This window comes from Emticicia sp. SJ17W-69 (assembly GCF_051209875.1).
Classification (GTDB): domain Bacteria; phylum Bacteroidota; class Bacteroidia; order Cytophagales; family Spirosomataceae; genus Emticicia.
The window spans coordinates 1,433,394-1,458,655 of the sequence record NZ_JBNTQY010000001.1 but is presented as its reverse complement, the minus strand read 5'-3'; the positions used below and the strand labels follow the sequence as shown (position 1 = coordinate 1,458,655).

The window sequence follows — 25,262 nt, the reverse complement described above, 5'->3', positions numbered from 1 at the left end:
AAATCCTCTTTGATTGGTTTCAAAGAGGATTTTTTGCTATATTGCAACATTGTTGCACTTTTAGTAGCACAATTTTCAAAATTGTGCCAGTCTAAGTATGAAAAAAAACTTTTTTGCCTGTCTATTTATTCTTCTCTCTCCCCTACTCGGGGCAAATGGGCTGTCCGCCCAAACAAAAACAGCAATTCACCACGATTGTGACTGCTTCATTCAAGGTATTGTTTTAGATGAAATTTCAAAACAACCCATTGTTGGAGCAGTCGTTTTGGTCAAAGAATTAAATAAAGGTACAAGTACAGACGCCAAAGGATTTTATAAAATCTCTAATATTTGTCAAGGAAAATATACAATCATAGGACGAATTGTGGGTTATGAAGAAAAAAGCTACATCATTAATTTGGAACATGGGGCAGAACAAAATATCAAACTTTCAGAAAGTGAACTTCATTTAGCAAATATTGACATCAAAGCTCAAAAAATAGATAATCTTACTCAAACTAAAAGTACGCTTGAAAATGCTGCTCTTGACCAAACCCGTGGACAATCTTTAGGCGAAGCATTGAAACAGATTTCTGGTGTAACTACCTTACAAACAGGCAGTTCGATTGCCAAACCTGTCATTCATGGCATGCACTCCAATCGGGTTTTGATCATGAATAATGGCGTGAGACAAGAAGGACAACAATGGGGAAGCGAACACGCTCCCGAAATTGACCCTTTTGTAGCAAAAAAAATCACAGTTTTGAAAGGTGCGGCTGGCGTTCGCTATGGTTCAGATGCTATTGCGGGCGTAATCATGCTCGAACCTGAAGCCCTACCCGACTCAAATAAAATTGGTGGTGAACTTAATACTGTTTATTTCTCTAATGGCAATCAAATTGTAACTTCTGGAATTGTTGAGTATGGCTTAAAAAATTTAGGAGTCAGAAATAGAAAGCCACACACTCAGAATCGCACGGCGAACCGTTCAGAATTCAGAACTCAGAATTCCTTTGGTTTACGATTACAGGGAACTTTTAAGCGTGGTGGTGATATTTCAACACCAAATTATAGATTAGCGAATACAGGTATTTCTGAAGTAAATTACTCATTATCAAGTAATTATAAAAGAAAAAACTGGACTACTGATATTTTCTTTAGTCAATTTAATACAAAAATTGGTGTTTTTTCGGGCTCACATATTGGCAATGTAACAGACTTGATTGAAGCTATTAAGCGTGGTACACCATTGGCTATCTATACACCAGAAAATTTCACTTACACAATCGACCGCCCTTACCAAGAAGTACAACATAATTTGCTTAAAGTCAAAAATTTACAACAAATCAGATCAGGAAAACTTTCATTAACATTAGGCAGGCAATATGATTTTAGGAAAGAAATTGATATTTTGAGAGGCGATAAAAACTTGGTGCAATTATTCAAACTCAATACATATACAGGAGAATTTTTATTTGAACACAAACCATTATTTAGATTGCTCACTGGTTCAGCGGGCATAACTGGGCTTTATCAAGAAAATCTTACGACAGGAACACTGACACAGCCCCGTACCTCAACGGTTTTAATTCCAAACTTCAAGAATTTTACCTCAGGAATTTTTCTCATTGAAAGAATTGTAAGAAAACAATGGGAAATAGAAGGTGGTTTTCGTTATGATGTGCGTAATTTAACTGTTTATCGCATTCCTCGTGGCGAACAAACAATTACCCAAAATAAAAAAAATAACCAAAACCTTACAGGTACTTTAGGAGCAAATTACCGCCCTAATTCTCATTGGAACTTCCTCACAAATATTTCATCGGCTTGGCGAGCAGCGACCGTCAATGAACTTTATAGCGATGGTGTGCATCATGGAGCAGCAAGTTACGAGCGTGGAGATGAAAATCTTGTACCAGAAGTAGCTTTAAATCTTTCACTTACAGCCGATTATGTTTCTAAAAATGTCCAAACAGAAATTCATTTCTATAATAATTTCATCAATAACTATATCTTTTTATCACCGACTGGTCGCCCAACTTTGACTATTCGAGGAGCTTTCCCTGAGTTTTTCTATACTCAAACCAATGCTCGTTTTCGAGGCGTTGATTTAACAGGCAATTTTCAAATACAAAAAAATATTGCACTCAATTCAAAGCTTTCATACTTAGAAGCTCAAGATTTAAGTAATAATCAAGCACTCATTCTGATTCCTGCCAATCGTTGGGAAAATACGATTCGCTATGATTGGAAAAAAACGATTATTTCACTTACCAATCTCTATGTTGCCAAACAAAACCGGGTTCCTACCAAAATAATTTTCAAGGATATTCCAACTTCTGAAATCGTTTTTACTGAATTTGGAGGTGATTTTGCTCCTCCCCCACCTGCATATATGCTTTGGAATGCTGCCATTAGTCATCAATTTGCAATTAAAAGCAAACAAAACCTAGGTATTTCATTGACAGTCAGCAATTTACTGAATACTTCATACAGAGATTACCTCAACCGTTTTCGTTATTTTGCTGACGAAATTGGAAGAAATGTTGTCTTGCGAGCAAAATATACTTTTTGACAAGTTTTTTCTGCAACATTATTGCATTTAATTTAATTGCGATCTATATTTGCAACACTAATGCAAAAACAACAACACTTCATAAACTCCAAATCTAAATAAATCATGGTAAAAAAGTCTTTTTTTCTGAGCTCACTATTGAGTAGTGTTCTTTTGATTTCAAGCTGTAAAAAAGACAGCGTAGAAGCAGCCGATGAAAATGAGTTAATCACTTCTGTAAAATTGACTTTTGCTACGGGTGGTATAACTCAAACGTTCGCATACGCTGACCCCGATGGTGATGGAGGAAAAGCTCCAATTATCGAAATCATCAATTTGAAAGCCAACACAACTTATACGATGACGATTGAGATTTTAGATGAATCAAAAAATCCTGTAAGTAATATTACAAATGAAGTTTCGACCAAAAGAGATGAGCATTTATTTGTTTATACTCCCTCTCCAGCCAGTTTATTGACTTATAGCTATGGTGATAAAGATTCAAGGAATTTGAATGTTGGCTTGACTGGTAGTGTAAAAACGGGTGCAACCGCAACAGGGAAATTGAAGGTTCAGCTACGCCACCAGCCACCTATCAACGGCAAAGCAAGCAAAGATGGTAGTATTACTCCAGGAAGTGATGATGTAAATATTGATTTCAATGTGAATATTCAATAGGGAACTTAGCCTTTTTTTTAGTAGCTCCCCATATCATACACTTTTTATGAAATGGGGAGCATCAAAAGTATTTTCTAAAAGAATGCAATGTTTCTTTTGGTCAATTTGTCTGATTATTTTGTCAATTTGGAGTAATTTTTATTTAAAAGGTAGTTATTCGCCATAATATTTCATAACGGTATTGAAAACTTGTTCTCGAATAGGGTTTACATTGTAATAATCTTTGGTTTGTTGCAAGCCCATATTTTGACGATTGATAAGCAAAACAATTGAAATATTGTCTTTTGAGCTAATGGTAATGCTCGTACCAGTGAAACCAGTATGCCCAAAAGTATCTTCTTTTGCATTTTTCATAAAGGCATTTTGGTTATCCATCATCCAACCTAACCCGTTTTTAAATTTGTCTTTTGTCAGAAAAAGGTTCAAGGTTTTCTCAGAAATAAATTGTTTTGAGCCATTTTTACCCTTACTTCTTAATACATCTACCAATTTTTGAATATCATCAATTGTCGAAAAAATACCCGCAGCTCCCGAAATCCCTTCATTGGCATACCATGTATTTCCATCATTTACTTCACCTTTGAGCGTATATTTACGCCAGCCATTCCATGAATTTGGGTCAATTCCTTTAATTTTGAAACCTAATGTTGAATCTTCAACCATTCGCTTTTCATAAGGATTACCATGCGAAGTAGCGGCAATTTTGAATTTTCGACCTGTATTATTAGGTTTGTAGGTTGTATTGGACATTTTAAGAGGCTGAAAAATATTTTCTTCCATGAATATGTTTAAAGGCTTATTAGAAATTTTTTCAATAATTTCACCTAAAATAGTAAAGCCCAAATCGCTGTAATGGCGGCCTTCTCCAATCGGGAATTTGAGTGGAAGTTCTTCGATAAACTTGAAGGTTTCTCCTTTATTTTTACAACGATAATACAATGGATACCAATCGTATAGACCAGATGTATGCGTGAGCAGATGTCTGATGGTAATATCTTTTTTGTCGGGCTGATTGAACCCTTGAATGTATTTACCTACTTTATCCTCCATATTGATTTTTCCAGCATCAACCAAGAGCATTATTGAAGTGGTAGTACCAATAACCTTTGTTAAAGATGCAATGTCGTATAAATGATTGATTGAAGTTTTTTCGGGAAAGTCCAACTGATTACCATTGAAGTCTTTTAATTGAGCAAATCCGTATGCTTTTTTGAGGATAGTTTTGTTACCTTTTTTAATTTGGATAACTGCCCCAGGAATTTTAGATTGTTCGATTTGAGTTTGAATGATGGCATTTATTTCATTAGTTAGAGAGGACTCTTTCTTTTGAGAAAACCCTAAAAGACAACAAAACGAAAGAAATAAAGTAAATATTTTTTTTAACATGATTACGTATTTTAAATTTGTTTTTTAGTTAAAACCATTGGTCCAATTGTTTTGCGAAGCAATATTTCTGTAAAACCATCTTTTACAAAGTTATCTAAATTTCCAACCGTTTTAAAACCAAATTTATGATAAAGTTTAATCGCTCTAACATTGAATGATGAAACACAAATAAAGATATTGGGTGAAAATTTTAAGATTTTTTCTTCACAAAAATTCAAAAGTATTGAACCAAAACCTTTACCTCGGTGGGTTTGATTGATACAAAGAGTTTGAATATAACCTTTAAATGTGCCACACATTTGCAAAATTACAAAACCAGCAACCTCTTCACCCAATTTTAAAAGATAAACCTCCTTACATTGCCCTTCAAAAGCATTTAAGCACTGATAATAATCTAAGTCCAACGTAATCCAAGGATCAGTTTCTGTCATCATTTTTGCACATTTTGCAAAATCATTGATGTCAGATGTTTGTATTATCGAAAATTGGCTTGATTTCATTTTCTTTCTTTAATTATAGCTAAAAAAAGCATTGTCAAAAGAGCATTTACCAGTATATTCATAAAGCCAAAATCAAAATTAAATGCTTCGATGAAATATTCATTTAGTAAATAAGTAAGCAATGCAGCCCCAATACAAGCAAATGGCACGAAAGTTTCTTTGAGTTTTATTTTAGAAAATAGTCCTATCATATATAATCCTAAAAGTGGCCCGTAGGTATAGCCTGCAATTTTAAAAATAGTATTAATAATTGCTCCTTGACTATTCCAAAATGCCATTACAATAACAAACATGACCACATTTACTCCTAAAAGAACACTATTTTTGATTTTGTTTTTCTTGACATGGGCTTGATTTTCTATATCCATGAAATCATAACTGAAAGCAGTAGTAAGTGCGGCTATACAAGAATCCACGCTTGCAAAGGTTGAGGCGATTACACCTATCAAAAACGCAATTGCACCGATTTGTCCAAAATAGTTTAATGTAAGCAAAGGATAAACGCTATCAGTATTGATAAACTTTCCATTTTCGGTGGGTAGGTTAATTCCATTTTTTTCGGCATAAACATAAATCAATATTCCTAACCCTAAAAATAACGTTTGGGCAAAAGCAATAAAAAAACTAAATACAAATACATTTTTTCGGGCATCTTTCATTTTTTTTACTGTCAGCGTTTTTTGCATCATACTTTGGTCAAGTCCGACTAAGGCAATTGTAATTAACAAACCAGAAATAAATTGTTTATAAAAATTCGAGCCAGATTGAATATTCCAATCAAAAAGTTTGGCATATCGGTGATGTATAATTGTGCTTGTTAGTTCAGAAATTGAAAAACCTAAAGATTTCTTTATGGTAAAAATAGAAATCAAAATCACTAAAATCAAAAATAATGACTGCAAAGCATCAGTCCATACAATAGTTTTTATGCCTGATTTATTAGTATATAGCCAGATTAGGAGCAAAACAACAGAAATAGTTACATAATACGGAATATGTAAGGTATCAAAAAAAGCATATTGTAATATTTTTACAGAAAGAAGTAAGCGAAGGGCAGCACCAAATGACTGAGAAACTAAAAAGAAAATTGAACCAGTTTTGTAAGTTATATTCCCAAATCGAATCTTTAGATAGGTATAAATCGAAACAAGTTTTAATTGATGGAATAATGGCGTTAGAATAAAAGCAATAAACACATATCCAGCAATTGTACCAAGTATAAATTGAAAATAGTAAAGGTTGTTATTTCCGACATTTCCTGGAATTGACACCAATGAAACTGCCGAAATCCCCGAGCCAATCATGCCAAAAGCGACCAAAAACCAAGGAGATTCTCGATTTCCATCAAAAAAGGTATTATCATTTGTTTGTCTGGAAGTCAATCTTGCAATGACTATTAAGACAGAGAAGTAGGCTAAAATAACGAAAAATATAATTGTAGCACTCATTTTAAATGGATAGGGTTTCTTGATATTAAATCACAGGAATCGTATCCAAATTTGCGAAAAGAAATTCAATAATAAAATTGTTTTTGTTTAGTGCTACAAAGAAGTTAATAAGAACTCCCTAATAAATGATGTTTTCCTATAATTCAAGAAAATGGTATTCGCTTTGTTTTTGAGAAAGCAGATCTAACTGTAGGGCAGAAAGAGCGAACTGTCCTAAGCCCAATCACTGCATGGAACGTTTTGGAGAAAAGTCTTTTTATATTTAATCTCGTTTGCATCTTAACTTATACTCCAAATCAAATAAGCATAAAAAATATAAAAGGTCTAATAATCGTTGGATTATTAGACCTTTTATAGAGTGGGCCCACTTGGAATCGAACCAAGCACCTACTGATTATGAGTCAGTTGCTCTAACCGAATGAGCTATAGGCCCTAAAACCAAAATTTGGCTTTGTGGTGCAAATATACAAAAAAATTAAATACTAAAAAATTCCTTCATAAAGTTCTTGCATTGAAAGCTTTATTTCTAATGCAAAATATAGCTAAAAGGAAAACAATTATGATTTACTATGTCGCTGCCAGCCATTACAAAAAGTATCAATATTTTTATGCAAAAAGAAATTTTATCCTCATTTTTCTCTTCTTCACAACTAAAAAATTCTTCTTTGCGTTGTTGATAGATAAGCATAAAAAAATAAAAGACTAATTTTGTATAGTCGTCTAAAGCCATTTCTAGAAATGACCAATAAACGCAAGATATTCAATGACCCTGTTTATGGATTTGTAAGTGTGCCATCAGATTTAATTTATGATTTGATCGAGCATCCTTTTTTCCAGCGTTTACGTCGTATTAAACAATTGGGCATGGCTGAATATGTGTACCCTGGAGCTTTACATACTCGTTTCCATCATGCACTCGGAGCTATGCACCTCATGGGGCAGGCTTTACAAGTTTTGCAAGCTAAAGGGCATTTTATTTTAGATATTGAGTGGGAAGCCGCTCAGATTGCCATTTTATTACATGATATAGGTCATGGACCTTTTTCGCATGTACTGGAATATACCATCTTGAATGAAGTAAACCATGAGCATATTTCGGCACTTTTGATGGAAAAACTCAATCAAGAATTGGGTGGACAATTGGATTTAGCGATTGAAATGTTTAATGGTACTTATCATCGGGAGTTTTTTCATCAATTGATTTCAAGCCAGTTGGACATGGACAGGATGGATTACCTCAATCGTGATTGTTTCTTTACAGGGGTGGCCGAAGGAACAATTGGCGTTGATAGAATCATAAAAATGCTCAATGTTGTTGATAATCAATTGGTTGTAGAAGAAAAAGGTTTGCTAAGTGTTGAAAACTTTTTGAACGCACGGCGGTTAATGTATTGGCAAGTATATTTGCACAAAACTTCAATTTGTACTGAAGCAATGCTGATTCAGATTATTAGTCGAGCCAGAGAATTGATAAGAAATGGCATAGATTTATTTGTAACGCCCCCTTTTTTAATGTTTTTAAAAGAAAATATTACTTTAGAGGCTTTTCAAACAGACGATAAATATTTAGAAGCATTCACCAAATTAGACGATTATGATATTTGGGCTTGCGTAAAAACTTGGCAATTTCATTCTGACAAAATTCTTTCGACTATTTGCAGTGATTTATTAAATCGAAATTTATATAAAATCCGAATTTCTAACTTTCCCATTGAGGACTCTTTTATTCAGTCAATTACTGAATCTCTCAAAGAAAAAGGAATTCAAGAAAAAGATTTTGGGTATTTTCTCATCGAAGGCGATGTAAGTAATAAAGGCTATGTTTCGGGCGATGAAACCATCAATATTTTGACTAAAAACAAAAACGTAGTTGATATCGCTGATGCCTCTGACTTACCGACCATCAAGGCTTTAAGCAACATCGTGAAAAAATACTATGTATGTTGGGGCAAAAACGTATCTTTGCAATGATTTTGCGAGAAAGATTTGTGTTTTTGTATTATTTCAAGAATATTTTCTATAAAACCAGTTATTCAGTCAATATCGTAATACTGAATTGAGCGAATAGCTAAAAACTAACGCAAAAACTAAGTATGGGTAGGCCATACGAAGGTAAATTAATTTATGAAATTCACGGTTAAGCAAATAGCACACCTACTCAATGGCGAAGTTCAAGGCGATGATTCCTTGATAATCAAGTCTTTATCAAAAATCGAAGAAGGTTCGCAAGGCGACATTTCTTTTCTTGCCAATGCAAAGTATGAGTCTTTTCTTTATACTACTCATGCAACTGCCGTAATTGTCAATAAAGATTTTGAACCAAAAAAAGAGTTTTCTACTACGTTAATTGTTGTAGAAAATGCTTATGTTGCATTTACACAACTACTCGAAGAATACCAAAAAATATTGAACTTTTCTAAGAAAGGCATCGAACAACCTGCTTTTTTAGGTGAAAATACTACTTTAGGCGAAGGCATTTATCAGGGGGCATTCTCGTATATTGGTAAAAATTGTAAAATTGGCGAAAATGTAAAAATTTACCCTCATGCTTATATCGGTGATAATGTTATTATTGGCGATAATACCATTTTGTATGCAGGTGTCAAAATTTATGAAAATTGTGTTATTGGCAATTTTTGTGTGATTCATTCTGGAGCTGTTATTGGTAGTGATGGTTTTGGTTTTGCACCACAAGCGGATGGTACGTACAAAACTATTCCGCAATTAGGAAATGTTATTCTTGAAGATAATGTCAGCATTGGTTCTAATGCAACCATTGACTGTGCGACGATGGGCTCAACAATTATTCGCCAAGGTGCAAAAATTGATAATTTAGTACAAATTGCCCATAACGTTGAAATTGGAGAAAATACGGTCATTGCAGCTCAAACGGGCGTTGCAGGATCAACCAAAATTGGCAAAAACTGTGTAATTGCAGGTCAAGTTGGTGTCAACGGACACATCACCGTTGCCGATGGAACAAAAGTTGGAGGGCAAGCGGGTGTTACTAAAAGCGTCAAAAAAGCTGGAATTGCTATCAATGGAACACCTGCATTTGATTTGAATGACTATCTGAGAGCAATGGCAGTTTTCCGCAAACTTCCTGCTTTAGAAAAACAAGTAAAAGCATTAGAAGAACAAATAGAAGATTTGATCAATCAAGGAGTTTTGGCATAATCAACCTATTACAAAAAGTTGATAATTTTCAAAATCCATTATTAAATAGAATTCCCTATTCAATCATATACACTTACCAAAGAACAAGTAACATTATATTACAATGAACGTTAAACAACATACAATTCAAAAAATAGTTTCAATTACTGGCGTAGGATTACACACAGGAGAAAAAGTAACCATGTTGTTACAACCGGCAGCTATTAATCATGGTTATAAATTCCAGCGAATTGATTTACCAGGAAAACCAATCGTTGAGGCCGACGTTGACTACGTAGTGGATACTTCGAGGGGAACAGTTTTAGAAAAAAATGACGTTAGAATTCATACTACCGAGCATATTTTAGCGGCTTTGGTAGGTTTGCAAGTTGATAATGTGATGATTCAATTAGATGGTCCTGAAGTTCCTATTTTGGACGGAAGTGCTATCAAGTTTGTTGAAATCATTGAAGAAGCTGGTTTGGAAGAACAACATTCTTTAAGAAATTACTACGAAATCGAAGAAGCGATACATTTCCGCAACGACGACCAAAGTATCGAATTGGCTGCTTTACCACTCAATGACTACCGTTTGACGGTAATGGTTGATTATAATTCAACGGTTTTACATAGCCAACACGCTCAATTGCATGACATCAATTTATTTAAACAACAAATTGCGTCATGCCGAACTTTTGTTTTTTTACACGAATTGGAAGCTCTTTTCAAAGCTGGATTAATCAAAGGTGGTAATGTTGACAACGCCGTGGTAATTGTTGATAGAGAAGTTTCAGAAGGAGAAGTTGAAAATTTATCGAAATTACTCAATAAAGAAAAAATAGAAATCGGCAAAACTGGCATTTTGAATGATATGCCTTTGCGTTTTGCCAATGAGCCTGCTCGACATAAGTTATTAGATGTAATGGGCGACTTGGCATTGATTGGACGCCCTTTGAAAGCACATATTTTAGCGGCACGTCCAGGGCATACCCCTAATGTTGCTTTAGCAAAGAAAATCAAAAAACAAATGCTTGATTCAGCTAAAGGAGCTCCACAATTTGATCCAAATGTACCTCCTGTATATAATGTTAGTGAAATCGCAAGACTTCTACCCCACCGTTATCCATTTGCTCTCGTAGATAAGATTGTATATCTGGACGGGCAAGCTGTAGTAGGTGTAAAAAATATTACCATGAATGAGCCTCAGTTTACAGGGCACTTTCCTGAAAACCCAGTAATGCCAGGTGTACTCCAAATAGAGGCGATTGCTCAAACAGGAGGTGTTTTGGTATTGACTTCTACAGGTGATCCTGAAGCGTTTTGGCCATACTTAGTGGGTATTGATAATTGTCGTTTTTACCGCAATGTTTTACCAGGTGACACGTTGATTATTAGATGCCATCTCCTTGCAGCGATCCGACTTGGTGTGGCAAAAATGCACGGTGAAGCTTGGGTAGGAAAAAATCTCGTTTGTGATGTAGATATGACTGCTCGATTAGTCAGAAAAGCCAAATAACACACAAAATCCAATGATGAATTATTAGTAAAGAAATTGATTCTTTACACTGCAATCATTCATCATTCATCATTTATAATCGTACGGGCCACCCCGTCTTAATTAATTAGAATGAATCAACCGTTAGCATACATTCACCCCGACGCAAAAGTCGCTCAAAATGTAGTAATTGAACCATTTGCAGTAATCAACAAAGATGTTGAAATAGGCGAAGGAACATGGATAGGTTCGCACGCAATCATCATGGAAGGTGCAAGAATTGGGAAAAATTGCAAGATATTTCCTGGTGCCGTCATTTCAGCAGTTCCACAAGACCTAAAGTTTAAGGGAGAAGATACCAAAACTATCATTGGCGATAATACCACAATCAGAGAATGTGTAACTGTCAATAGAGGTACAACCGACAAATATCGTACTGAAATAGGGTCAAATTGCCTCATTATGGCCTATACTCACATTGCCCATGACTGTATTATCGGTAATAATGTCATCTTAGCCAACTGTGTTCAATTAGCTGGACATATCACCGTGGGAGATTTCGCCAATATCGGCGGAATGTCAGCAGTTCAACAATTTGTCAAAATTGGTAAACACACTTATATTGGCGGATGTTCACAAATTAGAAAGGATGTTCCTCCTTATATTAAAGCAGCACGTGAGCCACTTTCTTATGCAGGTATCAACTCTGTGGGCTTGCGTAGAAGAGGCCATACAGATGAGAAAATCAATGAGATTCAAAACATCTATCGCCTTATTTACCTCAGAGGATTGAATAATAGTGATGCCATCACGCAAGTCGAATTAGAATTTCCTGCTACACCAGAAAGAGACGAAATCTTAAATTTCATTTCAAATTCTGAAAGAGGAATCATTAAAAGCCCTGTAAAAAAATCAGTCGAAGAGTAAACCCCCTGCCCCTAAAGGGGAGTTTAATACTTAATGAAAATTCTGTTAGAAAATCTTGGCAAAAAGTTTCGCAAAGAATGGATTTTCCGAAAGGTAAATCTATCTTTTGAACTTGGAAATAGCTATACTTTTGTAGGGCCAAATGGCAGCGGAAAATCTACGCTTTTACAAGTACTTGCTGGCGTGATGCCTCACACTGAAGGAAACATTAGCTATCAAGTTGCTAATCAGAAAGTCAGTGTTGATGATATTTTCAAAAAAATCGTCATTGCAGCACCTTATCTTGAATTGGTTGAAGAGTTTACGCTGCAAGAATCCGTAGAATTTCATCAAAAATTCAAGGCTTTTAAAGATAATATTTCGGCTACGCAATTGATTGATTTATTACAACTTTCGGCACACAAAGATAAAACTGTTAAGAATTTTTCATCTGGAATGAAGCAACGTCTTAAATTAGGCTTGGCTTTCTTTTCAGAATCCCCAGTCATTTTGCTTGACGAGCCAACTTCTAATCTTGATGCTCAAGGTATAGCATGGTATTTAGAACAAATTGAAAAACATACAGCCAATCGCCTACTTATCATTTGTTCCAATCAACCAAATGAATATAGCTTTTGCAAAAACATAATTGATGTAAGGGATTTTAAATAATCCTGTTTACTTTAAAACAAAAATACGCTGAAAGCTAAGTTTAGCTTTCAGCGTATTTTTGTTTTACCTATTTTGTGACTATCTAGGCAACCATTTTCAACTGAAAAAATGCCGAACGCTCAAACATATTTTGAGCATAATCAAGTGTAATCGTAAAGTTTTTAATGGTTTTATCGGAAGGAATTTCGTACATAATATCAGTCATAATTGCTTCACAAACCGAGCGTAAACCTCTTGCTCCCAATTTATATTCCATAGCTTGGTCAACAATAAACTCAAGTACTTCATCCGAAAACTCAAGTACAACGTCTTCCATTGCAAAAAGTTTTTTATACTGTTTTACCAAAGCATTTTTTGGTTCAGTCAAAATACGGCGGAGTGCTTCACGGTCAAGTGGATTGAGGTAAGTAAGCAAAGGCAAACGTCCTATCAACTCAGGAATAAGGCCAAAAGATTTTAAATCTTGTTGTGTTACGAAGCGTAATAAGCTGGTATCACTCGAAAGTTCGACATTTTTTCCGCCATTTGAGAAACCAATCGGGCGAGTATTCATACGTTTTCCGATATGGCGGTCGATGCCATCAAAAGCTCCACCACAAATAAAAAGGATATTTTCAGTATTGATTTGAATCAACTTTTGTTCTGGGTGCTTACGTCCGCCTTGTGGTGGCACACTCACAATCGAGCCTTCCAATAATTTCAAAAGTCCCTGTTGTACACCTTCTCCACTTACATCACGCGTGATAGAGGGGTTATCGCCTTTACGAGCAATTTTATCAATCTCATCAATATAAACAATGCCTCTTTCAGCCAATTCAACATTAAAGTCAGCAGCTTGAAGCAATCGACTCAAAATACTCTCTACATCTTCACCCACATAACCAGCTTCTGTCAAAACAGTGGCGTCAGCAATAGCAAATGGCACTTGTAAAACTTTGGCAATGGTACGAGCCAAATAAGTTTTACCAGTTCCTGTCTCGCCAACCATGATAATATTCGATTTTTCAATCATTACATCATCATCTCTTTTAGGCTGAGTCAATCGCTTGTAATGATTATAAACCGCTACGCTCAAAACTTTTTTTGCTTCATCTTGTCCAATAATGTATTGGTCTAGATGCCCTTTTAACTGAGCGGGTGGTCTTAAATCAAACTTTGGTAATTCTGTTTTCTTCTTTTTTTCTTTTTTCTGAGGAGCTACTCCACCATGCAATTCTTGTTGAACCAACTGAAAACCTTGTTCCACACAATAATTACAAATATTTGCCTCAGTTCCTGATATTAGTAATTCAACTTCGTTTTTACGTCTGCCACAAAAAGAGCAATATGCTTGTCCAACATTCATTCGAGCGTATTTTTTTGATTATCTTACAAAATTACAAAAAATGTTTGGGTTTAGGTGCTAAAGCACAATGAAGAATGTAGAATTAAGAATGTAGAATGCTATTCTATCTTTTTATTTGATAATAAACTTTATATAATTTAACAAACCGCTAATAAAAACTAGCAGAAAAGCCATCTAAAATTCAAATGGCTTTTACCAACTAAACCCTAACAGAACCTGTACTTATTTACATATCTAAAGCAAAAATTTGCTGTTTATAATCAGATGGTAATAAAGCTGATTTTAATAACTTATCAAATTTAAGTTTTCGGCTAATTTTATAAAACCATAAGAAAATCGGCAGTATGGAAATACTACTAAAGTTCAATAGTTTTTTTACATGAAAAGGTACAACCAACTTTTGTCCTTCCAACAAAATCATATATCGTAAGAAGCCTAAATGTTTTTTATATTGCTTGTATAAATCCATTGTAAAATCACTTTTTAATAAATTCTCTTGAAGATGCTGCTCACGAACTACCAACCAATCTTGATAATTTTGAGGTAAATCTTTTAAATTCATTCGTTTACCTACTCGAAAAAAAACCTCAAAAATTTCTTCTTTTTCAACCCCAGTCAATTTTCTTTCGAGCAATTCAAAGGCAGAAATTGAGTAATGTATGAGCATAAAAAGAACATCACGATAGGCCCAATCTGGAATTTTCATACCTCTATTTTCCTCCACTGCATGATGAATAGCCGTAATTTTATCAATTGCTCTCAAAGCTGATTCTTCATCTAAAAAGAGAATTTGTTGGGCATAAACCACTGTTGAAAATAGCCTACCCAAAGGGTCGGCAGGCAATTTTCCTGTAAAATATAGCCAATCAACTGCTTTATTGAGTGAAAATTCGGCCGCTGCTCCACCGAAAATAAACAAAATCGTATCAGCATTTCCCCAAATTTGACGAACTATTGCATTCTTGGCCATGATTAAAAGATTTTCTGAATGATTTGATTTTTCAATTGTTTTTCTGAAAGCATAATAAATAAAGCTCCAAAAGTATAAGCAACGATATCGCCCCAACTGAATGAAGTACCAAGTACAACTGCAATGATTTTATAATCTTTCAAACCTGTAAAAGTCAAAAAATCAATATACTGCAAAAATTCAAGCAAATAAGCAAAACAAAGACTACCCAAAATAAGGGAGAGATTATTGAACGTTAGAAATGATTTCAACAAGTAATATAACGTAATCACCGCTAAAAAATCTCCAAAAATTGGACGAATGATAGCATCATGCATGAAAATAGCAATCATTACTTCTGTTAGAAATAATAAGAGGAAAATGATAAAAGGTTTTAGATTAAATGTGAACATAATTGATAGTTTTTAGTAAGACGGATTAGGAAATCCGTCACACAATTCTGGTTTTGAAATTTCGTTCATGAATAGCCTAAAATTGTAATAAAGCATATATAATGGATAGCCAACAATAAAGACACTCAATAGAATTGGAAAAATATCAATTGTGATCAACATCATTACTGCCAATTTAGAGAAGATTATCAACCAAATGGTAGTCGAAATCAGATTTAATGCCCAAATCCAAATCATTTTAACTTGCTGTTGTTCCTCCAATTCAACAAAATAAACCATAGAATAAGATATTACACCAAATAACGCTATCAGAATAAATTGAATTTCTTTAAATGTTCCAAGCAATGCTATCAACAACACAGAACAAACAACTAAAGGCAAAATATTCAACCTTTTTAAAACCCTAACCCAAAGTTCCTCTTGCTCCATCTTAGTTTGCTTTAGGTGTAATAATTGGGTCAGTTGCCATTTGGGTTTTTAGTTTTTCGATTGCAGCAGCATCCGCCAAATTCCATGAACACCAAGTATAGCCATCTTGATGCTTAAAATACTGTTCTGTTCTTACTTTCAATCTATTTTGATTTGTTTCAGGTAGTTGAGTACGATTTTCGTAGATAATTGGCAAGGTTTTGTTTGAAAGTGTGAGTAAATACTCATAATCTACTCCATTTCTAAAGGTATTAGCAAGATTATAACGAGCAATCAGCACATCCCAATTAACCAATGTCAAACCCACCCAAACTATATACAAAGCCCAAGTATTTACACGAAACATATAGAAAAATGACTTTAAATCTCTAATTTTCATCCATAAAGTAACCAATCCTATTAGCGTGATTAGTAAGAAAAGCCCAACACCGATACGTAAATGCGTAAGTCCATAGAAATTAATGTAATAGTAGTTTCGCAGACTAACAGAAATTATCAAAATCATATTTTGAACAATCCATGCGTAAGCTACATATTTCAAAAGCTTATTATTTTGATAAAAATTGAGGTCTTTTCGGAAATAGTATAGCAAAATAGCAATCGATAAGAAAATACTTAAAATTAGCGTTCCTGTACCTTCGTGTACCAACTTTGAAAGATTTCCTGCCTGCGAATAATCAAAACTAAACCAAAGAAAATTAATATCTATGATATTGATAATCAACAGTAAAATATTCACCGAGCCAATGAGCATCAAAGCAATTTTATATTCATTGCGTTGGTAGTTTGATTTCTTTTCTGAAATATCTTCGGATGGCGTGATATGTTCATTTCTTGCAAAAAACGTCAGGAGGTTTTTTGAAATTTCCCAGTCGAATAAAGCACTGAATACGAAATAAGTACCAAAGAAGAAAAAGACAATTCGACCCCAAGTAGCTTCATCGAAAGACAGGCTAAATAAATTGGAAAGATACAGCCATGAATTACTAACTAATTCATTAAAAACAGGGTTAGCATTAAAGAAAATCAAGAAAAACACCCCAAAAACTAAGATTGGAATAATAGCTAAATAAAGGTTTCGGCTGATGATTTTTGCAAGTTTATTCTCACCAAACACCAACTCGGAAGCTCGTTGCAAATGTTTGGGGGCTTCAATAAATGTTCCAAAATAATTGATAATATATTGTAAAGCAGCTTCAAAAACTGTCTTTGAACGATTTTCTTGCATAAAACCAATCATCAGAAAAAACGAAGCTAAATGCCCCATCTTGCTCACCACCGAATTGTGCACAATCACCATCAGACCAGATAGCAAAGTAAGTAGCATTGATATTTGTACATTTCGTTTATTGATGCTTTCTGGAAACAAAAAAAACGCTAAGATAAACATCACTAAACTACTGAATATCAATAGATTAATCCCAAAATCTTCTTTCCAAAATATTGCATTGAAAAGCAGTGGCAGCACCATTAGGCTTGTGATCTGAATTGTCTGTTTTTTCATCTAAGTTTTTATTTAAATGTATTAAAAAGAACTTTGTAACACAAAGTATATATACAAAAAAAACAATTATCCCCCTTTAATAAACTTTTCTAACTCATTGAGGTGCTGTTCAAAAGCAGTTTTCCCTTCATCGGTCACGCTATAAACCGTACTTGGTTTGCGTCCGATAAATTCTTTCTTAAATGTAATATAATTTGCTTCCTCTAAAGCTCGTAAATGCGTTGCTAAATTACCATCAGTCAAAGACAAGAGGTCTTTCAAAACAATGAAACTTACCTCGTCATTAACCATTAGCACCGACATTATTCCCAGTCGAGCTTTGCTTTCAAATGCTTTATTGAAGTTTTGTAATATTTGCATAATTGGCTACGGGCGGCGTTCCGCTTAGCAGTTAGCTTTTAGCTTATAAAATACTGATAATCAATCAATTAAATACACCCTAATCCTCAATTGGAGAATGTAATTCTCGATGTTTTGGAGCAATATCATATTTAAAATACATTACGGTACCATAAACAATGTGCAAAACTCCAAATCCAATTGCCCAACAAATGAGATTATATTTTGCTAAAAACAAAGCAATAATTCCTAAAACTATTTCAGCAATTCCCAAATAAAAAATATCATGTAAAGTGTATTTGCTGGCACTAACCAATGCTACACCATAGAAAACGAGTGTGGCGGGAAAACACAACCAAAAAAAACCATGATAAAGCATTCCCAAACAAAAGCCTCCTCCTGCACCTAATGGAATCATAAGGTTGAGTAATAGTAGTTTTGAGGTTCTATTCCAAACATTTAGCCCTTGTTTCCTTGCTTTTCTAACAGTAAACAATACTCCAAACAAAAAGGCAAAAAATAAAACAAATAACGCTCCTATAACCAATTGCGGCACAACTTCATGCCTAATCTCTGGATTACTTAATACACTTGAGCCATCAACATTAAGTTTGGCATAAGCATACCAAGCTCCAATTAATGCACATATTCCAGCAGAAATACCCGAAAGTCCACTCAAGGAAAGGAATTTCGAGGAGCGTTCCATCAAGGAGCGAATTTCTTTGAGATTTTCGAGATGTTCGTTCATGTTGTAAATTACAGGTTTTCGTTGGACATCCAAACAACTTTTTGTTCAGAAATATTATCCTTTACTAAAATATCTTTATATAGCTCTGTTCTTCGTGCTTTCTTATAGCGATAACCACCCGCTTGTTTAAGTTTTTCAGCCGTACAAACAGCCATGGCAATATCATTTCCAAGATTGCGACATTCGGCAATTATATCTCCAAAAGGATCAATGATCATTGAGCAACCATTTTTAAGTTGGTCATCATCCATACCAATTGGATTGGAGAAAATCGCATAAATAGCATTATCATAAGCTCTTGCGGGTAGCCATTTCATCAACCAAGCACGTCCTTTTAAACCATCAAATTCAATTCTCAAAGAAGTAGGATCTTGCTCCCGATTTTCCCATAATTTTGGGTCAACAAAACCAGCTCCTGGTCGAGTTGAAGGCGTACACATGGTTACATGCGGCATAAAAATAATATCCGCTCCCAATAAATTAGTTGCCCTCACATTTTCAATAATGTTATTATCATAACAAATCAAAATGCCACATTTCCAACCGAGCAAGTCGAAAACTACATATTCATTGCCAGGCGTGAGGTGTGGATTAATAAAAGGATGTAATTTTCTGTATTTTGCTACCAAGCCATTTTTATCAACACAAACATAAGCTTTGTATAATTTATCATCAATATCTTTTTCAAACAAGCCTGCTAAAACTACGATATTATTGGCTTTTGCGATTTCAATCAACTGCTGAATACTTGGCCCTTCGGGAATAATTTCTGCTACTTCCAACATCTGTTCTTTCGATAGATGGCGAGCAAAAGTATAACCAGTAATCGAACATTCATGAAACGCAATGACATCAGCCCCTTCCTGAGCCGCCTTGAATGATAATTGTCTAATCATTTCAAGATTATAGCTTTTATCACCACTTTTATTTTCAAATTGTGCCGTAGCAATCTTCAAGTCGTTCATTTTTATTTCTTAAATGCTTAAAATCTTTGGCAAAAATATAATAATTCCAATAATTACAGCAATAACTGAAACAATCAAAACTGCTGCTGCCGATAAATCTTTTACTTTCCCGATGAGTATTTGATGCTCAGGTGAAACAAAATCACTGAGTTTTTCGATGGCTGTATTAAATGCTTCTGCAGCTAACACAATACCGATTTGAATAATAACAATTGCCCATTCATTAGCTGACAGTTTTACATAAAATCCTACTAATGAAACAATTATAGCAGCTAATAAATGAAATTTTGTATTATTTTCTTCAACCAAAAAATCTAATCCTCGAATAGCATACTTAAAGCTACGCAACATTTTTAATACTTGCATGGCGATTGGGAATTAAGATAATCATAGAAATATATAATACCATCACAACCAGCGTAAAAACCATCGTTGTTTGCATCGCCAATGGATTTCTCATTTCATGCAACGATTGACGAAATAAATGGAAAGGATTGGTAAATAAATCCCAACTATTGAAGCGAACAAATCGCCCTAAATATAAACCAAAACCCGAAAGTATAATACTTATAGAGATGATTACCCAAGCTATTAAGCTGCTAAGCAATTGATTAAGTACCTGATGAGCCACATAGAGCGAATAAAGTCCCGTTGCCATTCCTGCCAAAGCTGCAATAAAAAAGCCAACAGTATCGAACCACAGAATTTGATTATTGTATTCACCCAAGTGTATTAAATCTGTAATAATATAAGGTGAATTAGGAAAAAATAAAAGCCATAATGCTAAAGTTGTATAGATAAGTATTTGTTTGGATTTAGTAATTGCTGATTTTGAAGAAGCCATTCTTCTTGCCATAAGTGCAAAAAACAAAGGCATCCAAGCCAAAAAAAGATTCCAAAGGAGAAATAATCCTCGCAATTGTTGTGTTTCTACTACCCTGATTATCAGTAAAATGCAACTTAGAAAGGTTAGTAAAACTAAACTTAACGTTGCTCTGCTAATTGAGAATGATATTTGGATTTTTCTTAGATACATTATTTTAAAAAGAACTTTGTGTTACAAAGTAACTTTATATAAAAAATATTTCCAAGTATTTTTGGAAATATTTTTTCAAAAACTAAATATTAATAGCTTATGTTTACTTGATATACCTAAAGTCTTGTCCTGCTTCTAACTTCAACAAAACTTCATAATACATTTCAATACAAGCATTAATATCGTCTTTATGGCACATTTCTACGGTAGTGTGCATATATTTTTGTGGCAAAGAAATCAATGCTGATGCTACACCTTCTGCCGAATAAGCAAATGAATCAGTGTCAGTTCCTGTGGAACGACTGGCTGCGGCTCTCTGAAAAGGAATGCTTTTTTCGTTGGCTACATCAATGATAAAATTCAATAAATTATTTTGAACAGCTGGGCCATAAGTTAAAACTGGGCCTTTACCACAAGCCAAATCACCATCTGTTTTTTTATTATACATGGGCGATTGTGTATCATGGATAACATCGCAACATATTGCCACATCGGGCTTTAATCGGCGAGAAATCATTTCTGAACCACGCAAGCCTATTTCTTCTTGTACAGCATTCACGACATAAAGTGTAAAAGGCAAAGTGATATTGTTTTCTTTCAATTTTCGTGCTACTTCTGCCACAATATAGCCACCCATTCGATTATCTAAAGCACGTCCTACATAGAATTTGCTATTCAACTCCATCAAAGAATCTTCAAAAGTAATCACACAACCCACATGGATACCCATTTCTTCTACCTCTGCCTTTTTAGCAGCACCTACATCAATAAAAATATTTTTTAGCGTTGGTTTTTCTTCGGTAGCTGCTTCACGCACATGAATTGCAGGCCAGCCAAAAATGCCTTTCACAATACCTTTACGGGTATGAATATTTACTCTTTTTGATGGAGCGATTTGATGATCAGAACCACCATTGCGACGAACATAAATGTAACCATCTTCAGTAATATAATTAACAAACCAAGAAATTTCGTCAGAATGAGCTTCAATGACTACTTTATAAGGTTGGCCAGGATTTATTACGCCCACCGCAGTACCATAAACATCAATGATCTGTTCGTCAATATAAGGTTTGATATAATCCAACCAAATTTGCTGTCCTGGAGCTTCAAAGCCAGTTGGAGAAGCATTATTTAGGTATTTGTAAAGAAATTCAATGTTTTTTTCTGCCATTTTCTTCTGTATTATGTATTGTTTGCCTTTTTCTGGATTTTTCTTCAAAAGTAATCTTATCGCATGAAAAAACCTTAGAGTTTTTAAACAAAAAAGCATCGCTCTCAATGGCGATGCTTTCCTTGGATAATAATCAAATTTTATATTATCTCAGTCCTGTATTTACTGTAATATTTACAGTTGTTACTTGGCTTGCCTTTACTGCCAAATTAATGGCTTTATCTGAACTTGGTTTATTACTACCATACAGAATATGTGGTGTATAATCCAAGTTATATGAACCTTCAGGAACAGTAAAGCTAAACATACCTGTATGGTCCATTTTCTTTTCAGCGACAACGGCCGATGTGTTGGTATTGATTAATTGTACCTTATAAACTTCATAAATTTTATCTAAGGCTTCAAAGCTCAATCCACATGGATGCTGCTCATCAGCAGTTATTGGCTCGACGCCACAAAGAGGACCTATTTCAAATCTTCCTTCTATTGTTCCTTCTGGAAGCACCTCTATTTTTCCGCAACTCAGATAAAAAACGCTAATGACGATTGACAATATTACCTTTTTCATTTGAATAAATATTTTAGTTCATTAAAAGATATGATTCAAAATTCGTGCAAATAGTTGGAATTATATAAAAATTATTTTTTAGTTTCTTCTGGGGCATCTGGAGGAGCAACAATTGATGCAACACAACCTGTAATGTAAGCATAGAATACTGAGCCAGTATCAGCCAAAAAACCTGGGCCACCATCATTTGGATTGGTTGGTTTTAGTTCAATGTATTTTCCTGCTTTATACGTTACATTCGCACCTGTTTGTATTTTATTAGTTGCCGATATTGTCTGTGATGCCTGATATACAGAAGTGCCAGTGGTTTTGTTGTCATAAGGAGAGATAAGCGTATAAGTATTTTGGCATAAAGGAGTAGCTGATAACTTTGTTGTAAAAGTACCTCTACCATGCGTTGCCAATATTACAGTATTATCTGCCGAGCGATAACGCATTGACTCGCAACGAACATGAGCAAGTCCTGAGTTTGTTAAAGCCCAGCCAGGATTTACGGCAGTAATATCATTGGTTGACCAAACTCCCATGTCGGTTGAAATCAATACTTGTTTATAGTTTAGGGGATTAAACAATGCATACCTTACAGGAATATTAGGAAGCCCATAAGTTGATTCATCCTTACTTGTCCAAGTTGTACCTCCATTGTTGGTATAATATACTGATTTAACACTAAAAGTTGAAGAGGTAACTATTAATTCATTATCGGTTGCTCCAATATCAATACACGAAATGAATCCTGTCAAGCCTGTCATTATTTTTGTAGCAGTTAAAACCAATGAAGGAGAAGTATAGACAAGCTTATAGACTTCTCCATTCCCAGTACCCACAAAAAGTGTGTTTGCTGCTTTAGCAACTTTTATAAACCTTAAATTCGGAGCCAAATTTGCAGGCGTTGCAACATCAAAGTAAGGTCTTGTACTGGCGTTTGAAACGCCCCCTGTGATGCCATCAACTCGATAAAGATAAGTTCTAATAAAACCTGATCCACTTGCCTGCCCCCCATAGGTCCAAAAAACATTGGCAGGAGAATCAAAATCACAGGGATTAATAAAAGTTCCATTATTTAATCCAACTAAGGTTTTTTTATAATTTCCTTCTCTATCAAACAAATAATGATTGGCATAAACATACGACATTATTACAGTATTTGGATCATTTTGATCAACTAAAGCCGCTACTCCATCACCTCCGTTGGCTATTGCTCCGCAACCAATGACATTCGGTGAAGTTCTGATAATATGCGTTCCATTGTCTTGAGCTCCAGCATATACATACCCATCATTGGCAGTATTAGCAATTGCCGCATTATAATATTGTGTAACATTATAGTCTTTATTCCTTTCACCGAAAACTAAACCAGCGGGCAAAACCACAGTATTATCGCCATAATTAGAAGAGTAAAAAACGCCGCCATCATTTGCCATCACCACTTCATTAAGGCTACCTGGGCGAAAAAGAAAAGCATGATGGTCGGGATGAATACAAGTTGCTGCTGGAGCACAAATTAATGGTTGAGAATCATTTAAATAGCAATATTCAAAAGTGTACCAAGTGACTCCTCCATCAATGCTACGGGCATGAGTTGCTCCACCAACGATTACAATATTAGGATTAGTTGGATGTACACTTATTGGCAAGTCATACCACGCTTGTCCATTAGTATAATCGGGTGTTAATCCATTGTTTGGAGGGGTAATGGTCGTAGTCCATGTAGTGCCTGCATCTATTGAGCTTTTAAAGTACCCTACCCCATTATTTGAATAATTATGCGAAAGTACATAAATCTTTTGAGTCGCTCCGCTGGTTGATGCAGCTAAAGCAATGGATGTTCGACTACTGTTAGCAGGGATTCCTGCAGGAGTGATGTTTGTCCAAGTGGTTCCTGCAGAGGTAGTAGAGCGATATACTTGGCTTTTTGTGCCAGTCAGACCAACAGAATCATAAAATCGCCCATAAGCTACAAATAGTATTCCATCGGTTCCGATAGCAATATCAGAAACAAACGAAGATGTAATGACAGTAGGTAAACCACCCGATGTAATCAGTGTCCATGTGTTACCGCCATCGCTTGATTTTGCCAAACCACCTTGCGTACCTGCATAAACAACTCCCGTAGAGGTGACTACAATTTTCTGTATATTCTGAAAGGCATAACCAAGTCCAGTTGTTACATTAAAATCGGGCATTGTACTTAATAGTCTTTTCCAAGTAGCTCCACCATTGGTAGTTTTCCAAATTCCACCTCCAGCTGTAGCATCTGAATTACCATAACCTTCACCTGTTCCTACATAAAATACCTGTGGATTAGAGGGGTCGTAGGCAATACATGAAATTGCTAAATTGTCCCAAAAATCATTTACTTTTATCCAAGATGTTGCTGCATTTGTAATATCAGTATTATACCAAATTCCTCCTGCAACGCCACCTGCCCAAACTTTTTTATGGGTAGCATCATTTGGGTCAAACATCAAAGCACGTGTCCGACCACCAATATTATTAGGGCCTCTTTCTTTCCATTCAATACCAGTGATAGCACTATAGGTTTTCAAAATACCATCAACAAGTACTTGTGCTTTCATCATTTCATTATAAGGGACTTTTCCATCTGGCAAAGAAACACGCTCTAATTCAGCATTTTTTCTTCCTTCTGGGTCATCGTCAGCTTCTTTCTGACCTCTAATTTTTCCAGGTTCATTCTTAATTAAGTCAATTTTTTGTTGAGCTTCAATTGAGAATACTGTATTTAAAAGAACAAATACAATTACACCTTTGATGAAGTTTTGTGTTTTTTTCATAAAATTAATAGAAAGGGGGTAGTGAAAACTACTCAAAATTATAAAATATTTACACAATTATTCAAATAAATTTACTAGGCGGTAATTGAACAAAAAAGCATCGCTCAATCTGGCGATGCTTTTAGTAAAATAATAAACCCTAACCCTAAACTATGAAAAAAACTACTCTTTTATTGCTATATGCTTTTGGCTATACGCTTGAAGCAATGTATATCTCAATAAA

At 34.8% G+C, this 25,262-nt stretch carries 23 protein-coding genes and 1 tRNA gene; 7 read left to right on the top strand and 17 right to left on the bottom strand.

What is annotated here, in order from left to right:
- Window positions 1–97 precede the first annotated feature (97 nt).
- Both ACQUQZ_RS05970 and ACQUQZ_RS05965 read left to right on the top strand, forming a co-directional pair.
- Window positions 98–2,554, top strand: a complete 2,457-nt coding sequence (locus tag ACQUQZ_RS05970; RefSeq protein ID WP_435353875.1) for a TonB-dependent receptor — start codon at window positions 98–100, stop codon at window positions 2,552–2,554.
- Between the two features lie 105 nt (window positions 2,555–2,659).
- Window positions 2,660–3,211, top strand: a complete 552-nt coding sequence (locus tag ACQUQZ_RS05965; protein ID WP_435353874.1) for a hypothetical protein — start codon at window positions 2,660–2,662, stop codon at window positions 3,209–3,211.
- Between the two features lie 153 nt (window positions 3,212–3,364).
- Here the strand turns inward: ACQUQZ_RS05965 and ACQUQZ_RS05960 are convergent, their stop codons facing one another.
- The 4 genes from ACQUQZ_RS05960 to ACQUQZ_RS05945 all read right to left on the bottom strand — a co-directional run bounded on the left by ACQUQZ_RS05960 (window position 3,365) and on the right by ACQUQZ_RS05945 (window position 6,978).
- A complete protein-coding gene (locus ACQUQZ_RS05960) occupies window positions 3,365–4,597 on the bottom strand; it encodes a serine hydrolase domain-containing protein (RefSeq protein ID WP_435353873.1) in 1,233 nt (410 codons plus the stop codon).
- Between the two features lie 11 nt (window positions 4,598–4,608).
- Entirely contained in the window at window positions 4,609–5,097 is a 489-nt protein-coding gene (locus ACQUQZ_RS05955) for a GNAT family N-acetyltransferase (protein WP_435353872.1), read from the bottom strand.
- Complete coding sequence (locus tag ACQUQZ_RS05950; RefSeq protein ID WP_435353871.1) at window positions 5,094–6,545, bottom strand: sodium:solute symporter; 1,452 nt, start codon at window positions 6,543–6,545, stop codon at window positions 5,094–5,096. The genes ACQUQZ_RS05955 and ACQUQZ_RS05950 overlap by 4 nt, the downstream gene beginning before the upstream one ends.
- A 359-nt stretch (window positions 6,546–6,904) precedes the next feature.
- Window positions 6,905–6,978, bottom strand: a tRNA-Ile gene (locus tag ACQUQZ_RS05945).
- 305 nt (window positions 6,979–7,283) lie between these two features.
- On the opposite strand from ACQUQZ_RS05945, the gene ACQUQZ_RS05940 reads away from it, so the two are divergent.
- From ACQUQZ_RS05940 to ACQUQZ_RS05920, 5 genes are all read left to right on the top strand, one after another.
- A complete protein-coding gene (locus ACQUQZ_RS05940) occupies window positions 7,284–8,516 on the top strand; it encodes an HD domain-containing protein (RefSeq protein WP_435353870.1) in 1,233 nt (410 codons plus the stop codon).
- 153 nt (window positions 8,517–8,669) lie between these two features.
- A complete protein-coding gene (gene lpxD / locus ACQUQZ_RS05935; RefSeq protein ID WP_435353869.1) occupies window positions 8,670–9,722 on the top strand; it encodes a UDP-3-O-(3-hydroxymyristoyl)glucosamine N-acyltransferase in 1,053 nt (350 codons plus the stop codon).
- Between the two features lie 103 nt (window positions 9,723–9,825).
- Window positions 9,826–11,217, top strand: coding sequence for a bifunctional UDP-3-O-[3-hydroxymyristoyl] N-acetylglucosamine deacetylase/3-hydroxyacyl-ACP dehydratase (locus ACQUQZ_RS05930; protein ID WP_435353868.1), 1,392 nt, complete (start codon window positions 9,826–9,828; stop codon window positions 11,215–11,217).
- Between the two features lie 111 nt (window positions 11,218–11,328).
- Window positions 11,329–12,123 (top strand): acyl-ACP--UDP-N-acetylglucosamine O-acyltransferase, encoded by a 795-nt coding sequence (lpxA, locus tag ACQUQZ_RS05925; protein ID WP_435353866.1) that lies wholly within the window; start codon window positions 11,329–11,331, stop codon window positions 12,121–12,123.
- A 33-nt stretch (window positions 12,124–12,156) separates the two neighbouring features.
- Window positions 12,157–12,774: an ABC transporter ATP-binding protein gene (locus tag ACQUQZ_RS05920; protein WP_435353865.1), complete on the top strand. Its 618-nt coding sequence runs from the start codon at window positions 12,157–12,159 to the stop codon at window positions 12,772–12,774.
- An 82-nt stretch (window positions 12,775–12,856) separates the two neighbouring features.
- Here the strand turns inward: ACQUQZ_RS05920 and clpX are convergent, their stop codons facing one another.
- The 13 genes from clpX to ACQUQZ_RS05855 all read right to left on the bottom strand — a co-directional run bounded on the left by clpX (window position 12,857) and on the right by ACQUQZ_RS05855 (window position 25,039).
- Window positions 12,857–14,119 carry an ATP-dependent Clp protease ATP-binding subunit ClpX gene (clpX, locus tag ACQUQZ_RS05915; RefSeq protein ID WP_435353864.1) on the bottom strand — a complete coding sequence of 421 codons (1,263 nt, stop codon included), beginning with the start codon at window positions 14,117–14,119 and terminating at the stop codon, window positions 12,857–12,859.
- Between the two features lie 226 nt (window positions 14,120–14,345).
- On the bottom strand, window positions 14,346–15,089 hold the full coding sequence (locus ACQUQZ_RS05910; RefSeq protein ID WP_435353863.1) for an oxygenase MpaB family protein: 744 nt from the start codon (window positions 15,087–15,089) through the stop codon (window positions 14,346–14,348).
- Between the two features lie 2 nt (window positions 15,090–15,091).
- Window positions 15,092–15,481 carry a DUF2809 domain-containing protein gene (locus ACQUQZ_RS05905; protein WP_435353862.1) on the bottom strand — a complete coding sequence of 130 codons (390 nt, stop codon included), beginning with the start codon at window positions 15,479–15,481 and terminating at the stop codon, window positions 15,092–15,094.
- Between the two features lie 12 nt (window positions 15,482–15,493).
- Window positions 15,494–15,910 carry a hypothetical protein gene (locus ACQUQZ_RS05900; protein ID WP_435353861.1) on the bottom strand — a complete coding sequence of 139 codons (417 nt, stop codon included), beginning with the start codon at window positions 15,908–15,910 and terminating at the stop codon, window positions 15,494–15,496.
- Window position 15,911: 1 nt separating this feature from the next.
- Complete coding sequence (locus tag ACQUQZ_RS05895; protein WP_435353859.1) at window positions 15,912–17,414, bottom strand: DUF4153 domain-containing protein; 1,503 nt, start codon at window positions 17,412–17,414, stop codon at window positions 15,912–15,914.
- Between the two features lie 66 nt (window positions 17,415–17,480).
- Window positions 17,481–17,774: a winged helix-turn-helix domain-containing protein gene (locus ACQUQZ_RS05890; RefSeq protein ID WP_435353858.1), complete on the bottom strand. Its 294-nt coding sequence runs from the start codon at window positions 17,772–17,774 to the stop codon at window positions 17,481–17,483.
- A gap of 79 nt (window positions 17,775–17,853) precedes the next feature.
- Complete coding sequence (locus tag ACQUQZ_RS05885) at window positions 17,854–18,501, bottom strand: hypothetical protein (RefSeq protein ID WP_435353857.1); 648 nt, start codon at window positions 18,499–18,501, stop codon at window positions 17,854–17,856.
- Window positions 18,502–18,509: 8 nt separating this feature from the next.
- A complete protein-coding gene (locus ACQUQZ_RS05880) occupies window positions 18,510–19,466 on the bottom strand; it encodes a nitrilase family protein (protein ID WP_435353856.1) in 957 nt (318 codons plus the stop codon).
- A 9-nt stretch (window positions 19,467–19,475) separates the two neighbouring features.
- Complete coding sequence (locus ACQUQZ_RS05875; RefSeq protein WP_435353855.1) at window positions 19,476–19,832, bottom strand: diacylglycerol kinase family protein; 357 nt, start codon at window positions 19,830–19,832, stop codon at window positions 19,476–19,478.
- Window positions 19,807–20,502: a DUF1361 domain-containing protein gene (locus tag ACQUQZ_RS05870; RefSeq protein WP_435353854.1), complete on the bottom strand. Its 696-nt coding sequence runs from the start codon at window positions 20,500–20,502 to the stop codon at window positions 19,807–19,809. The genes ACQUQZ_RS05875 and ACQUQZ_RS05870 overlap by 26 nt, the downstream gene beginning before the upstream one ends.
- A 103-nt stretch (window positions 20,503–20,605) precedes the next feature.
- Complete coding sequence (locus tag ACQUQZ_RS05865; protein WP_435353853.1) at window positions 20,606–21,676, bottom strand: M42 family metallopeptidase; 1,071 nt, start codon at window positions 21,674–21,676, stop codon at window positions 20,606–20,608.
- A 145-nt stretch (window positions 21,677–21,821) separates the two neighbouring features.
- A complete protein-coding gene (locus tag ACQUQZ_RS05860) occupies window positions 21,822–22,244 on the bottom strand; it encodes a hypothetical protein (RefSeq protein WP_435353852.1) in 423 nt (140 codons plus the stop codon).
- 71 nt (window positions 22,245–22,315) lie between these two features.
- Window positions 22,316–25,039, bottom strand: coding sequence for a WD40/YVTN/BNR-like repeat-containing protein (locus ACQUQZ_RS05855; RefSeq protein ID WP_435353851.1), 2,724 nt, complete (start codon window positions 25,037–25,039; stop codon window positions 22,316–22,318).
- Window positions 25,040–25,262 lie beyond the last annotated feature (223 nt).

Bases quoted from the DNA above. Each gene is read 5' to 3' on its own strand.
- ACQUQZ_RS05940 (WP_435353870.1), top strand. From the start codon at position 7,284: ATGACCAATAAACGCAAGATATTCAATGACCCTGTTTATGGATTTGTA.
- ACQUQZ_RS05905 (WP_435353862.1), bottom strand. From the start codon at position 15,481: ATGTTCACATTTAATCTAAAACCTTTTATCATTTTCCTCTTATTATTT.
- lpxD (WP_435353869.1), top strand. From the start codon at position 8,670: ATGAAATTCACGGTTAAGCAAATAGCACACCTACTCAATGGCGAAGTT.
- ACQUQZ_RS05930 (WP_435353868.1), top strand. From the start codon at position 9,826: ATGAACGTTAAACAACATACAATTCAAAAAATAGTTTCAATTACTGGC.
- ACQUQZ_RS05865 (WP_435353853.1), bottom strand. From the start codon at position 21,676: ATGGCAGAAAAAAACATTGAATTTCTTTACAAATACCTAAATAATGCT.
- ACQUQZ_RS05900 (WP_435353861.1), bottom strand. From the start codon at position 15,910: ATGGAGCAAGAGGAACTTTGGGTTAGGGTTTTAAAAAGGTTGAATATT.
- ACQUQZ_RS05890 (WP_435353858.1), bottom strand. From the start codon at position 17,774: ATGCAAATATTACAAAACTTCAATAAAGCATTTGAAAGCAAAGCTCGA.
- ACQUQZ_RS05855 (WP_435353851.1), bottom strand. From the start codon at position 25,039: ATGAAAAAAACACAAAACTTCATCAAAGGTGTAATTGTATTTGTTCTT.
- ACQUQZ_RS05880 (WP_435353856.1), bottom strand. From the start codon at position 19,466: ATGAACGACTTGAAGATTGCTACGGCACAATTTGAAAATAAAAGTGGT.
- ACQUQZ_RS05895 (WP_435353859.1), bottom strand. From the start codon at position 17,414: ATGAAAAAACAGACAATTCAGATCACAAGCCTAATGGTGCTGCCACTG.
- ACQUQZ_RS05955 (WP_435353872.1), bottom strand. From the start codon at position 5,097: ATGAAATCAAGCCAATTTTCGATAATACAAACATCTGACATCAATGAT.
- ACQUQZ_RS05965 (WP_435353874.1), top strand. From the start codon at position 2,660: ATGGTAAAAAAGTCTTTTTTTCTGAGCTCACTATTGAGTAGTGTTCTT.
- ACQUQZ_RS05910 (WP_435353863.1), bottom strand. From the start codon at position 15,089: ATGGCCAAGAATGCAATAGTTCGTCAAATTTGGGGAAATGCTGATACG.
- lpxA (WP_435353866.1), top strand. From the start codon at position 11,329: ATGAATCAACCGTTAGCATACATTCACCCCGACGCAAAAGTCGCTCAA.
- ACQUQZ_RS05875 (WP_435353855.1), bottom strand. From the start codon at position 19,832: ATGCAAGTATTAAAAATGTTGCGTAGCTTTAAGTATGCTATTCGAGGA.
- ACQUQZ_RS05920 (WP_435353865.1), top strand. From the start codon at position 12,157: ATGAAAATTCTGTTAGAAAATCTTGGCAAAAAGTTTCGCAAAGAATGG.
- clpX (WP_435353864.1), bottom strand. From the start codon at position 14,119: ATGAATGTTGGACAAGCATATTGCTCTTTTTGTGGCAGACGTAAAAAC.
- ACQUQZ_RS05960 (WP_435353873.1), bottom strand. From the start codon at position 4,597: ATGTTAAAAAAAATATTTACTTTATTTCTTTCGTTTTGTTGTCTTTTA.
- ACQUQZ_RS05970 (WP_435353875.1), top strand. From the start codon at position 98: ATGAAAAAAAACTTTTTTGCCTGTCTATTTATTCTTCTCTCTCCCCTA.
- ACQUQZ_RS05885 (WP_435353857.1), bottom strand. From the start codon at position 18,501: ATGAACGAACATCTCGAAAATCTCAAAGAAATTCGCTCCTTGATGGAA.
- ACQUQZ_RS05950 (WP_435353871.1), bottom strand. From the start codon at position 6,545: ATGAGTGCTACAATTATATTTTTCGTTATTTTAGCCTACTTCTCTGTC.
- ACQUQZ_RS05860 (WP_435353852.1), bottom strand. From the start codon at position 22,244: ATGAAAAAGGTAATATTGTCAATCGTCATTAGCGTTTTTTATCTGAGT.
- ACQUQZ_RS05870 (WP_435353854.1), bottom strand. From the start codon at position 20,502: ATGTATCTAAGAAAAATCCAAATATCATTCTCAATTAGCAGAGCAACG.